This window comes from Sinomonas terrae (genome assembly GCF_022539255.1).
Taxonomy (GTDB): domain Bacteria; phylum Actinomycetota; class Actinomycetes; order Actinomycetales; family Micrococcaceae; genus Sinomonas; species Sinomonas terrae.
In genome coordinates this window covers 200,643-213,032 of the sequence record NZ_JAKZBV010000001.1, presented here as the reverse complement: position 1 = coordinate 213,032, position 12,390 = coordinate 200,643, and the positions used below count along the sequence as shown (strand labels likewise).

14 protein-coding genes are annotated in these 12,390 nt (G+C 67.0%); 1 reads left to right on the top strand and 13 read right to left on the bottom strand.

Annotated elements, in window-relative coordinates:
* From L0M17_RS01080 to L0M17_RS01070, 3 genes are read right to left on the bottom strand one after another with little or no spacing between them, the layout of a single operon-like run.
* A complete protein-coding gene (locus L0M17_RS01080; protein ID WP_241050441.1) occupies positions 1-807 on the bottom strand; it encodes an ABC transporter ATP-binding protein in 807 nt (268 codons plus the stop codon).
* Positions 800-1,888 (bottom strand): FecCD family ABC transporter permease, encoded by a 1,089-nt coding sequence (locus tag L0M17_RS01075; protein WP_241050439.1) that lies wholly within the window; start codon positions 1,886-1,888, stop codon positions 800-802. Before L0M17_RS01075 ends, L0M17_RS01080 begins: the two co-directional genes overlap by 8 nt.
* A 7-nt stretch (positions 1,889-1,895) precedes the next feature.
* Complete coding sequence (locus L0M17_RS01070) at positions 1,896-3,050, bottom strand: ABC transporter substrate-binding protein (protein ID WP_241050437.1); 1,155 nt, start codon at positions 3,048-3,050, stop codon at positions 1,896-1,898.
* A gap of 170 nt (positions 3,051-3,220) precedes the next feature.
* Here L0M17_RS01070 and L0M17_RS01065 point away from each other — a divergent pair, with 170 nt between their 5' ends.
* Positions 3,221-3,991 (top strand): DUF6390 family protein, encoded by a 771-nt coding sequence (locus L0M17_RS01065; protein ID WP_241050434.1) that lies wholly within the window; start codon positions 3,221-3,223, stop codon positions 3,989-3,991.
* Positions 3,992-4,002: 11 nt separating this feature from the next.
* Here L0M17_RS01065 and L0M17_RS01060 read toward each other — a convergent pair whose 3' ends face one another.
* The 10 genes from L0M17_RS01060 to hypB form a co-directional block, all read right to left on the bottom strand.
* A complete protein-coding gene (locus L0M17_RS01060) occupies positions 4,003-4,245 on the bottom strand; it encodes a HypC/HybG/HupF family hydrogenase formation chaperone (protein ID WP_241050432.1) in 243 nt (80 codons plus the stop codon).
* A 27-nt stretch (positions 4,246-4,272) separates the two neighbouring features.
* Positions 4,273-4,764, bottom strand: coding sequence for a hydrogenase maturation protease (locus tag L0M17_RS01055; RefSeq protein ID WP_241050430.1), 492 nt, complete (start codon positions 4,762-4,764; stop codon positions 4,273-4,275).
* A complete protein-coding gene (locus L0M17_RS22845; RefSeq protein ID WP_372497976.1) occupies positions 4,761-4,880 on the bottom strand; it encodes a DUF6893 family small protein in 120 nt (39 codons plus the stop codon). The genes L0M17_RS01055 and L0M17_RS22845 overlap by 4 nt, the downstream gene beginning before the upstream one ends.
* Positions 4,881-4,885: 5 nt before the next feature.
* On the bottom strand, positions 4,886-6,283 hold the full coding sequence (locus tag L0M17_RS01050) for a hypothetical protein (RefSeq protein ID WP_241050428.1): 1,398 nt from the start codon (positions 6,281-6,283) through the stop codon (positions 4,886-4,888).
* Positions 6,280-6,921 (bottom strand): DUF6084 family protein, encoded by a 642-nt coding sequence (locus L0M17_RS01045; RefSeq protein WP_241050426.1) that lies wholly within the window; start codon positions 6,919-6,921, stop codon positions 6,280-6,282. Before L0M17_RS01045 ends, L0M17_RS01050 begins: the two co-directional genes overlap by 4 nt.
* Positions 6,914-7,570, bottom strand: a complete 657-nt coding sequence (locus L0M17_RS01040) for a DUF5947 family protein (protein ID WP_241050424.1) — start codon at positions 7,568-7,570, stop codon at positions 6,914-6,916. The genes L0M17_RS01045 and L0M17_RS01040 overlap by 8 nt, the downstream gene beginning before the upstream one ends.
* A gap of 2 nt (positions 7,571-7,572) precedes the next feature.
* Entirely contained in the window at positions 7,573-8,556 is a 984-nt protein-coding gene (locus tag L0M17_RS01035; RefSeq protein ID WP_241050422.1) for a NifU family protein, read from the bottom strand.
* Positions 8,557-8,562: 6 nt separating this feature from the next.
* Positions 8,563-10,353, bottom strand: coding sequence for a nickel-dependent hydrogenase large subunit (locus tag L0M17_RS01030; protein WP_241050420.1), 1,791 nt, complete (start codon positions 10,351-10,353; stop codon positions 8,563-8,565).
* 21 nt (positions 10,354-10,374) lie between these two features.
* Positions 10,375-11,430 (bottom strand): NADH-quinone oxidoreductase subunit B family protein, encoded by a 1,056-nt coding sequence (locus L0M17_RS01025; RefSeq protein WP_241050418.1) that lies wholly within the window; start codon positions 11,428-11,430, stop codon positions 10,375-10,377.
* 75 nt (positions 11,431-11,505) lie between these two features.
* The gene (gene hypB, locus L0M17_RS01020) at positions 11,506-12,390 is read right to left on the bottom strand and encodes a hydrogenase nickel incorporation protein HypB (RefSeq protein ID WP_241050416.1); all 885 of its coding nucleotides are present in this window, start codon (positions 12,388-12,390) and stop codon (positions 11,506-11,508) included.

Sequence of the window (12,390 nt, the reverse complement as noted above, 5' to 3'; positions counted from 1 at the left end):
TCACCCGCCTCCCCCGACAGGCCGGTGCACGACCGGGTTCGTGGGTTCGCCGAGCCCAGTGACGATCGTCTGGACGGGACGGCCGGCAGCATCGAGATAGTCGACGGCGGAGACCGGCACGCCGTACAGGGCGGAAAGCCGAGACTCCGTGAGCATCTCGGGCGCGCTCCCACACTCCACGCCGCCGTTCTGGACAATCGCGACTTGGTCGGCGACTGCCCTCGCGTGGTCGGGATGGTGCGTGCTCAGCAGGAGGGACATTCCCGCCTGCCTGAGGTCCCGGAGGAGGCCCAGGACACGGGCCTGATTCTTGAGGTCGAGCCCTGTGGACGGCTCGTCGAGGATGAGAAGAGGGGAACCCGTGGCCATCGCGCGGGCGATGAGGACGAGCTGCCGCTCCCCTCCGCTCAGTGTGGGAAGTAGCCTGTCGGCGAGTCCGGAGATCCCGACACGTTCCATCGCGGCGCCGGCCGCCGCCCGATCGGACGAGTTGGGCTGCTGGAACCACCCCTTGCCCTGGGCTCGTCCCATGAGCACCATGTCGAACGCCGTGTACGCGAACGCGCTCCCATGGGACTGGGGCACATAGCCGGGCGGGGCGTTACGCGTGACGGAGCCTTCCCGCGGGGACAGGAGACCGGCGGCGCAGCGGATGAGGGTTGTCTTGCCACTCCCGTTGGGCCCGAGAATGGCCATCGTGCTGCCCGCCGCGATGCTGAAGCTCGCATTCCGGAAGACCCACCGGGCCCGCGAGTAGCGGCACCCCACCGCGGCGAAGCTCAGCATCGTCTCACCGCGACTAGGCATCGTCCCAGATCCTCGTACGGTTGCGCCTGAGGAGGACGAAGAACGCGGGCGCCCCGATGAGGGCGGTCAGGACGCCGAGGGGAATCTCCCCGGGGGTCAGGGTTCGCGCGAGGGTGTCGACCACGATGATGTAGGCCGCGCCCATGAGGAAGGAGACGGGCAGCAGCACGCGATGGTCCGGGCCGACCCACATGCGAGCGAGGTGCGGCACGACCAGGCCCACCCAGCTGACGGCTCCGCTCACCGCTACCGCACCGGCGACGATCAGTGCCACCGCGACGAGCACCGTCCAGCGCAGGGGCGAGGGCCGGATTCCCAGCGCCTTGGCGTCCTCGTCGCCTAGCGAGAGGATGTTGATCCGCCACCGCACCGCAAGGAGCGTCGCCGTTCCGAGGAGCACCGGGATGAGGGCAACGAGCACCTTGGCGTAAGTCGCCGAGGCGACGCTCCCCAGAAGCCAGAAGACGATCGCCGGGAGCGTCGTGTACGGGTCCGCGATGTACGTGATCAGGGCTACGAGCGCGGAGAAGAAGGAGCCCGTGACCACGCCTCCCAGGACCACCATGAGCAGCGGGGCGCCCTCCCGCCCGGCCGTGATCGCGAAGAGCAGGACGAGCGCGATGATCCCGAAGACGAACGACGAGCCCACGAGCACGGCCGCACCCGCCCCGAGCAGGAGAGCGAGTGCGCCGCCGAACGACGCACCGGAAGAGACGCCGATGATCTCGGGACTGACGAGGGGGTTGCGGAAAGTGGCCTGCAGGGCGGCGCCGCCGATGGAGAGGCCCCCGCCCACGAGCAGCGCGAGCAGGATCCGCGGCAGCCTCACGAGCAGCACGACGCTGCGCGCGGCGTCGGAGACATCGTCGCTTCCGGGGGCGGCGAACGGGAACAGGATCCGCAGGACGTCGGACATCGAGACGGTGTAGCGGCCGACGGCGAGCGCTGCGACCGCGACGACGAACAGGAGGACGGCGCCGACGACGACGGCGGGGGCCGCGCGTACTGGGCGACGTTCGATGCGAACGGCGTCTGTCGCGAGAAGGGGTTCGCGCTGCGATCGGCTCGTCTTGGGCAGCATCGGCGGCTCAGGTCGTGAGGAACTGCGCGTAGTCGGCCGAGGACGCATTCGCATCGCGCCAGAGGATGCCGTCCATCTGCGCCGCTGTTGGTTCGTAGGAATAGAGCAATCGGTAGTAGTCGACCATCTTCGCCCTGAGGTCGGAGTGCGGCTGGGGGTAGCTGACGTCCGAGAGCCAGTGCCACATGAGCGGAGACTCCTGGCCGGGCGGGTCCCACCGATAGCCGCCGAGCGGGACCTTGTAGACCCTCCGGTTCCGGACCGCGGATACGCTCTGCCAGACGGAGTTCGCGTAGACGTCCTTCGGGAGGGCGGCGTCGAAGTTGCCGAGCAGGATGATCTCGGGATCCCACCCCAGGACCTGCTCGACGTCGACCCCGACGAGTCCCGCAGCACCCGCGCCGTGTGGCCCGACCGCGGCGTTCTGGGCGCCGACCAGGCGGATGTAGAAGTCGTTGTAGGTGCCTGCGGCCGCTACTTTGAGGCCGCCGACAAATCGGTTGAAGTAGAGGACACGCGGGCCCGCGGTGCGGCCCTTGGCGAGCGACTGGACTTGGTGGAGTTCGTCGTTGCTGCGGGCCTGAAGCTGCGCGGCCCTCTGGGGCTTGCCGAGCATCTGGGCGAAGAGGGCGGTCCAGGCCTCGACGTCCTGTTCGCTCCCCGTGTTGTTGAACCCGACGACCTTCAGCCCTGCGTCCTCGAGCGGTGCGGTGAGCTGCGCGTCGCTCCACTGGATGACGACGTCGGGGTTGAGTGCGCGGATGCTCTCCACGTTCGGGGTGAAGTCCTGGGCGGCGATGTCGTGGGGAACCTTGAGGGCGTTGGGGAACATCGTGCCCATGATGCCCGTGCGCATGGCCGTCCACGAGGCGCTGTGCATCGCGGAGAGGTGCGCCGCGCTCTCGTCGACAGCGACGAGGAGCGAGGCCGCCGGCATAGGGATCGTGACGACGCTCGTGACGGGCCGCTCGAAGGTGAGCGTCTTGCCGCGCTGGTCCTTGATGGTGATCGGGCCAGATCCTCCGCCCGCTTCCCCCGAGGCCGATGGCGAACTACCCGAGGTTGTCCCCGTGTCCCCGCAGCCGACCAGCACCGCCGCTGAGCCGCCGACGAGAATGCCCTTGATGAGCGAGCGTCGCGACATCTCAGGGAAGCTCGTCATTTGGCTGACCTCCGCCCGTCAAAGGAATCCACTGAGTCTTGCGGTGCCGAGAGTGCCCCCAGCATCCGTCCGGCCCCGGGGGCTGTCAATGGATCGTCGAATCCTTGTCCGCCCATGGAGGCGGTGCTAGCTTGTCGATACAAATCCCTCGTTGGAACGAGGTTGGCACCATGATCGACGGGGCCCAGCTTTTCGTCCGCTACGCCTATCCGCCCAATGCCCGTGGGAGCTGCGGGCCTCCGGACAGCGACGCCCTCCTGCAGTACGGGCAGTCGGGCGTGACGGACAGTGGCCTGCGCGAGCTCGCCAAGGGGTTTGCGGGCGCTTGGCCCTATCTCGAGCTCATCGCCACCGCGACCGGCATCCGCGATCCCCTCGACCACCGGGTGGTCGAGGCGTACTGGGTCGGAAACCGCCTCCTGGACCGGGTGGGCGTGACGAACATCGGGAATTCGATGGAGGAGAGGTTCCGGGCCAGGACCGGGCTCCAATTCCCGCATCTGATCGAGGGCGTCCTGGCGGGCGGCGTCCCGCACCACAGCTTCCATGTCTTCGAGATCTACCCGTGGCTGGGCCTTCTTCAGGATGATCGGCGTTCGACGACGGCGCTCGAGGTCCTGGACCGCTGCAGCATCCGCTGGGGCGAGGTCCTGGCCGTGACCGGCGACGAAGTGGTTGTGCGGTCGCGGACCCTCGCATGGGACGGCTCGGTCCTGGCCGTCGGGCCGGACGTGGTCGAGACGGCGAAGTACGCCGTCGCAGGCACGGCCTTCGTCTCCGACCTCACTGTGGGCGACGTCGTGTCCCTCCACTGGGACTGGGTGTGCGACAGACTGACGACGGCGCAGCTCGCCCAGCTGCGCCACTTCACCGCGCGGCACCTCGAGATCGCCAACAGCGGCCTCGACCATCGCGGCGCGGCGATCGCGCTGGATCACTAGCCTCGCGGGCACTACTCGGCCTCGGCCGGGCGGCCGAGGATCTGCAGGCCGACGAACGCCTCATGTGCGGTCGCCTCGTCGACCTGCTCGAGCGCGAAGCCCATGTGGATGATGACCCATTCCGAAGGCTGGGGCGGCGAGTCGAGAAGGCCGATGTTGATCTTCCGCTGCACGCCCGAGACATCGACGAGCGCGAGCTGGCCGCCGTAGCCCTCGAGGACTTCGACGACTCTTCCCGGAATTCCGAGGCACATAGGGATGCCCTCCTCAGGCCGATCTGTTCAGGCCAATCTCTTCTGGGCGCCGAGATTCTCAGCGACGAGCCTGCGCACGGCGTCGACCGCTCCCGGGACGCACTGCGCGACAGGCTCCGACAGGCCGATCCCCTCCTCGACGCTCGCCGCAGCACACCCGACCAGGAATGTCAGCGGCAGGTCTCCGCCGAGCTGCACGAGGTGCCGCAGCGCGGCGAGCGGCTCCATGCCGTGGGCGTCCGGCACGGCGGAAGCTGTCTCGAGGTCGTCTGCTCGGACCTCGAGGAGGCGCAATGAGCCGGGAGGTTCCCCCGCGCGGGGCGGTACGGCGTCGACCATGATGAGGCAGTCGACGCCGTCCAAGAGGTCGAACGTGAGGTGCAGCCCGCGGATGCCGTAGTCCACGACCCGTACCCCTTCCCCGAGCGGCTTCGCTGAAAGGGCCCGGGCGACCTCGCTCCCGAACCCGTCGTCCCCCAGGAAGATGTTGCCGATTCCCGCGACGAGGACGTCGTTCACAGCTGCCTGATCTTGAGGTAGCGCATGATGTCGGGGATCGACCGCACGCCGACGACAAGCAGCGCGACCCCCGCGAGCGCTCCCAGAACGGTGGTCATGACGCCTACGGTCTTCATGGGATTCAGTCCTTTCGCGGTTCGCCTTGCTCGGGCCCCAACGGCTCGAGCTCATCCGGGGAGAAGTAGAGGTAGCGTCCATACCATTCGTGCAGGTCCGCAGCCGGATCGTCTTCGAGCACGAGCGAGACGTACGCGCTCCCGTCTACGTCGAAGTGCACGCCCATGACCTGGCCGCACTGCCCCTCGTAGAAGAAGTCCTGGGCGTCCGAGCGCCTCCGCGGAACGACGCGCACCCGGCTTCCCCGCGAGACAGCCACTCCCCCGATGTTGATGCTGTCCTCCCCCGGGTTCACGCTCGCGTCCGCCTCTGGGTCCCACCAGGGAACGTCGTCCCCGGCTGGTACAACCCCGGCTGGTACAACCCCGTCGGGGACAACGCCGGCTGATACAACTCCATCTGATCCAGCCCGAAGCGCCCCGTGGAGGCCCCCGAGCTGCTCCGGCGTCAGGGCCTCGCACGCGTCGATGATCGCAGCGGCCCTCGGATCGGTCGCCCGCGCCTCGGCCTTCTCCTCCTCCGTGAGCGTGAGGACGCGCAGCGTGAGGATCTCGTCGATCTCGGTCGCGTCGAAGAGGGCAACCGAGCTCTCGGGCGCCACCGCTGGGTGGTCCTCGAGGATGATCGGTGAGACGAGGACGACGTCGGCCTGCCCTTCGGGGCCCGCGAGGACGGGCCAGCATCGGTGCTGCGTGCAGGCTGCGGCAGCCTCGGCGGCCGACGACGGCGGGTCGACGAGCGAGACAAAGTCACCGTCGGTGGCGTGCAGCAGGAGGTGCGTGCCGAGGAATGAGGAGGCTTCGGCGTCGTGCTTGTCCCCCTGGGCGCCCAAAGCCGTGTTCCGCAGCTCTGTGCTCAGGCGGAGCAGCTCGGGCTCTGCCGTCGGCGAGGTGGTGATCGAGAGCTCTGCGCACAGCGGGCGACGGCGGCGCACAAGGCGTCCGATGGCGCGGCCTCCCGCCGTCAGCGGCTCGATGTCCTCGCCGCCGTCGACCTCGATGGTGACCGTGTGTCCCGCGGCGAGCTCACCCGTCTCGAAGGGCCCGAAACTGAGCTCGCGCTCGGTCGCCTCGTCCCAGCTCAGCCACCGCTCCGCGCCCGCGGTGAGCTCCTCGACAGAGGTGTAGCGGCCCTCGTCGAGCCTCTCCACCGTCCGGGACTGCAGCTGCAGGAACCGCACGTGCACCTCGAGCCGCGTGCCCGCCGTCGTGCGCAGGAGGCACTCCGCGGACATTCGCGCGTCCTCGCCGAGCCCGGCCTCGGACGCGCCAGACGGCCCCAGGATCCCGAACTGCCACCGGGTGCGGTTCTTCTGGGAGGAGGCCCGATAGGGGTAGAGGAGGTAGCCCTCGTACAGAACGGCATCCGCGATGGCGCGGGCCAGACTGAGGTTCGTGTTCACTTGACCTCCTCCTCGGCGCGTGCCAGGAGCGCCTCGATGGCCGCCTCCCACGTCGGCAGTGCCTTCGCTGCCTTGTAGTGGGCGAGGGCGCGGAGCGTCTCGTGGTGGAGGCGGAGCCATCCCGCGTTCGGGTAGTGGGTCTCCATGAGCTCGCGCCAGACGGCCACCGGCATCTGGTACGCGGCCTCGCGGTCCCACGGGACCTGTTCGACTCGGAAGCCTGTCCCGCCTGCTTCGAAGATCGTCCCGGAGAACAGCAGCGCGAGCGGAACGGCACCCTCGCGGAGGGCGTGGAGGTACTTCGAGGCCGTCACGTCGAAGTCGTAGGTGCAGGGGATGACGAGGTCGGTCTCGGTGCTCTCGCTAAATCCTTGGACCATCGTGCTCGCGTTGAGCCAGAGGAACGGCTTGAGCGTCGAGCTCCAGCGCATGCGCGAGCCGAAGAGGTCGAGCAGCCCGGGCACCTCGTCGTCGTCGTACTTCCGCCGCTGCGCCTCGATCCGCACTTGGCAGCGCAGCGCCATCGCGTGGATCGGCGTCCCCGTCGACTCGGTGATGCGCAGCCGCGCGACGAGCTGCGGCACTGTGGAGAAGCGTTCGGGGAGGATGTCCAGGACCTCGAAGGACACGTCAGCCATGCTGTCGCTCCGTCCGCACGGGTCGGCTCAGCCGCCGCACCTTCCCGAAGAAGGCATCGAGCTCGGCCCGGGCGTCACTCCCGCCGTCGAAGCCGCGCCACGAGGACCGCAGGCGCCCTACGAGCTCGTAGCACGCGTCGATGGGCACGATGTAGCACTCCACGGCCCCTGCGTCCGGCTCCATGCGGATCAGGACGGCCTCCGTATCCGCGGCGGCCGAGCCGAGGCTCGGGTGCTGCTCCACGAGGGTCTCCCACGCGCCGAGGGGCAGCTCGGACTCTGTGGCCCCCGCCGGCCCGGGGTAGAACACCACGGTGCGGCCCAGGCGTGAATTGAAGAAGAAGAACGCCATGCCGATCGGGATCTCAAGCTCATCCCAGGCGCCTTGACCCAGCTCGACCTCGTCGAGGGTTGCGTACCGATCGGGGATGGCCCGGTAACGCAGCGCGGCCGATTCATCGGTGAAGAGGAGGTAGCACGGGCGGCACGTGCACAGGAGGCCCCGGCTCTCGAGATCGACGACGTGCGGGTGCCCGTCGTCGATCGGCTCGGAGCACATCTCGCAGCGCGGGCCTGCCGCTACGGGCCTCGCTGTCGAGATCCTCCGCAGGACCGAGAACACGTCCGAGCCTGCCCCGCTCGCCGGCACTGCTACACCATCTCCTCTCGACCGCTACCGGCTGGCTCCTTCGGCCCGGCTCCGGCTGGCAGGGCGATGGAGAGCACGCCCTTGCGCACTAGCAGGGGGAAGGGATCCAGATGGAGCTCGTGGTCTTCGACGCAGAGTCCGGCCTGCCGCACGTCGTAATGGCTGCGGCAGGCCGGGCAGCGCAGCAGGGCCCCGTCAGCGGGCGAGGCGAGAGCGCGCTGGAGCGACGCGCCCGTGAGATCACCGGTGCAGCGCGGGCACCGGGCTCGGAAGGCGTAGAGGCCTTGATTGGTCCTACAGACGATGAGCGAGTGCCCCTGCACCTCGAAGCCGCCCACTTCGCCCGGCTGCAGCTCCGCGAACTCGGGAACGGCTTCCCACGCGCCCGCGCCCGCTTCGGCGACGCTCCCGTCTGGATGGTCGATCCTCAGCCTGAGGGCTTCCACGGGAATCACGGAAGGCTTCTTGGCTTCCTCGACAAGAATCGAGGTCACTTCGGGAGCGGCCGCCGTAATGGCGCTTTCCACGGCGAGTTTGAGGGTCACCGACGACGACGGGCACCCCTGGCAGGTGCCGAGCATCCGCAGTCTCACCGCGCCGTCGTCCTCGATCCCCACGAGCTCGACGTCGCCCCCATGGGAGCCGAGATATGGGCGCACGCTCTCGAGCGCCCCGGCCACGCGGGCTCCCACGTTCTGCGGATGGAGGCCGTGCACCACGAGGAGGCCGGAGACTAGCTCGTCCCGGGCAAGCTCGGCGACCAGCGCGTCGTCGAGCTTGCCCGTGCTCTCGAGGATCCCGAGAAGGTGTTCGAGGCCTGCACCGTAGAGCGCCGTGACCTCGCGGACCAGCGCCTCGGCGCGTTCGTGGACCACGGGGCCCGAGGCGGAAAGCGAATCCAGAAGGGAGCTGATCGTCTCGCCAACGCCTTGGAGGCGGTCGTCCTGCCCCGCCTGAAGGCCATCGGTGTGCTCGACCATCTCCATCGCCGCCTACTCGCCTCCCATAGCCTGGGTCGGCGAATGGACGAGTTCGAGCGACTTCCCCTGCCCCAAGTACATGTGCACACCGCAGGGAAGGCACGGATCGAAGCTGCGGACCGTGCGCATGATGTCGATGCCCTTGAAGTGCTCCCTGTCGTTCTCCTCGAAGATCGGCTGCCCTTGGACCGCGTCCTCGTACGGTCCCGGCGTCCCGGACGAGTCCCGAGGGCTCGCGTTCCACGGGGTCGGCGGGTAGGGATGGTAGTTCGCGATCTTTCCGTCCCGGATCACCATGTGGTGCGAGAGCACGCCACGGACGGCCTCCGTGAAGCCGCAGCTGACTGCCTCGTCCGGCACCTCGAACTTCTCCCAGGTCTTGGTGTGCCCCGCCCGGATCTCGGCGAGCGCCTTCTCTGCGAACGTCAGCGCAGCCGCCGCAGCGTAGGCCTGGAAGTACGTGCGAGCTCGGTTCCGCTCGAGCGTGTTGCTCCACTGCGGGATCTTCCATTCGAACGTCACGGGCCCCTTGAGGGCGGTCTTCGGCAGATGGATCTCGACGCTGCGTCCCGTCGACTTGATGTAGTCCGTATTGACGAGGCCCGCGAGTGCCGTGCTCCAGAGCCTTGCGAGCGGGCCTCCCCCGGTGTCGAGCGCGAGGTTGTCCTGCCCGTCGAACCAGCGTGGGGACATGACCCAGCTGTACTTGTCCTCGAGGTCTCGCTTCTGCGGCCTCGGGTTCGTGTGCTGGTTCCACGGATGGCGCCGATCCACAGGGTTGCCGAGCGGATCATGTGTCACGAACATCTCCTGGCCCTCCCAGTCCTCGTAGTACGAGGAGCCGAGCATGATCCGCAGGCCGAGGTTGATCCGCACAAGATCCGTGGTGACGAGCTGACCGTCGACGACGACGCCGGGCGTCACGAACATGTGCCGCCCCCACTCCGTCATGTCCCGGTACGCGAAGTTGCACACCTCCGGGTCCTGGAAGGAACCCCAGCAGCCCAGGAGCGTCCGGCGGAGGCCAACCTGCTCGTAGCCGGGGAGTGCTTCGTAGAAGAAGTCGAAGAGGTCGTCGTGCATCGGCACGACCTTCTTCATGAACTCCACATACCGCATGAGCCGCGTCAGGTAGTCGGTCATGAGCTGAACTGTCGCGACCGTCCCGACGCCTCCGGGATACAGGGTCGAGGGGTGGACGTGGCGGCCCTCCATGAGGCAGAACATCTCGCGCGTCAGGCGGCTGACCTGCAAGGCCTCGCGGTAGAACTCGCCCGTGAAGGGGTTGAGCGAACGCATGATGTCGGCGATCGTGCGGTAGCCGTGCTCGCCCGCATGCGGCGCCGGAGTGTTCTCCGCCTTCGCGAGGACCGAGGGATTGGTGTCCGAGACCATCTTCTCGCAGTAGTCCACGCCGACAAGGTTCTCCTGGAAGATGTTGTGGTCGAACATGTACTCGGCGGCTTCACCGAGGTTGACGATCCACTCTCCGAGGTGCGGGGGCTTCACCCCATACGCCATGTTCTGCGCATAGCAGGAACAGGTCGCGTGGTTGTCGCCGCAGATTCCGCAGATGCGGCTCGTGATGAAATGGGCGTCCCTTGGGTCCTTTCCACGCATGAAGATGGAATATCCGCGGAAGATGGACGAGGTGCTGTGGCATTCCACCACTTCGTTGTTGTCGAAATCGATCTTCGTGTAGATGCCGAGGCTCCCCACAATGCGGGTGATGGGGTCCCAGTTCATCTCTACGAGATTGCCTTTGGTCCCTTGCTGTGAGGGCGCGGGGACAGTCGAAGTCATTGCTCTGCCTCTCTCAGTGGGTTACCAAGTCCTCGTAGCGCCGGTCAGCAGTTGGCCTCCCGGCTTGCGCCACGAGGGTTCCTTGTCGACAGTGCGGGTGGTGATGGAACGCAGCGCCTTCACCGTGGTTCCGTAGAGGCCCACTGCCGTCGTGGAGAGCTTTCCGCCCGGCGGCTCATCCATGAAGGGCATGAACTTGTCGGGGAATCCCGGCATGGTGCAGCCGATGCAGATGCCGCCGACGTTGGGGCACCCGCCGATTCCATTCATCCAACCGCGCTTGGGCACGTTGCATTTGACGACCGGCCCCCAGCAGCCGAGTTTGACGATGCACTTGGGCGAGCCGTACTCGGTCGCAAAATCTGCCTGCTCGTAGTAGCCGGCCCGGTCGCACCCCTCATGGACCGTCTTGCCGAAGAGCCAGGTGGGGCGAAGCGCTTCGTCCAAGGGGATCATCGGCGCTTGGCCGGTGGCCTGATAGAGCAGATACGTGATCGTCTCGGAGAGGTTATCCGGCTGAATGGGGCAGCCCGGGACGCAGACAATCGGAATTCCGGCCTTTGACTTCCAATCGAAGCCCAGATAGTCGGGAACCCCCATCGCACCGGTCGGGTTCCCTGCCATGGCGTGGATTCCCCCGTAGGTCGCACAGGTTCCGGCGGCAATGATTGCGGTCGCCTTCGGGGCGAGCCGATCCAGCCACTCGCTCGTCGTGATCGGCTGGCCGGTTTCCAGGTCGTTTCCGAACCCACTCCAGTAGCCGTCGCCGTGGAGTTTCTCGTTGGGTATAGATCCCTCGACCACGAGGACGAACGGCTCGAGTTCACCGCGATCTGCCTTGCGGAACCATTCGAGGAAATCATCCGCCCCCTGCTGAGGGCCGCATTCGAAATCGATGAGCGGCCAGTGCACCGCCACCTGCGGGAGGCCAGGCAATGCCCCGAGCGCAATCTCCTCGACCGAAGGCTGCATGGCGGCTGTGAGGGCCACCGAATCGCCGTCGCAGCTCAGGCCCGCATTGATCCATAGAACGTGAATGAGTGCATCTTCCGCCGCGGTGGAAGTGCTAGTAGGCATCACTGCCTCCTTAGAGCCCACCAAAGGGCCATGGCCGCCCGCCGAGGGAATCCTGTGTGGAAATTCCGCTCGTCTTCAGGCGTGGACGCTGTGCTCGGGAATCCCGGCGGCTGCGTTTTCTCCAGACGCGCCGGATTTCTGCGTCAGCCAGTCGAACCAGCTCGTCAGGCCTTCGCCTGTCGTAGCTGACACCACTATGGCTTCGACGTGGGGATTCAGGCGCCGGGCCCGCTCAAGGAACCGTTCGACGTCGAACTCAACGTAGGGCAGCAGATCGGCCTTGTTGACGATCAGCAGGTCTGCGGCAAGGAACATGTGCGGGTATTTCTCGGGCTTGTCGTCTCCTTCCGTCACGGACACAATCACAACCTTCGCGGCCTCCCCGAGATCGAAAAGCGCCGGGCACACGAGGTTCCCCACGTTCTCGATGAAGACGGTGGAGCGGGGCGATGGGTCGAGCGAATCGAGCGCACGGTGGACCATCGATGCGTCCAAGTGGCACCCAGCTCCGGTGTTGACCTGCACGACGGTGCTGCCGGTGGCCCTGATCCGTTCCGCGTCAAATGTGGTTTCCTGATCGCCCTCGATCACGAAACTCTCGAAGTGCCCGGCCATCTCGTTAATGGTGCGGACCAAGAGGGTCGTCTTCCCGGCCCCCGGAGAGCTCATGAGGTTGAGTGCGAAGATCTTCCGCCCCTCGAGCCATCCCCGATTCCGCGCCGCCTCGAGATCGTTGCGTGCCAGGAGGCTCTGCTCGAGTGAGATCGTCGTGCTTTCGGCCGCGTGGTCGTGATGCTCGTGATGCTCGTGATGCTCGTGATCGTGATGCTCATGGTTGTGCAGGTGCTCATGGTCGTGCAGGTGGGGAAGTCCGCCCGCTTCTGAGCCAATGCTCGTATCCAGATCGATTCGTGAAATCCGGGTTCCCGCATCGTCGCTGCAACCGCACGTTGAACACAT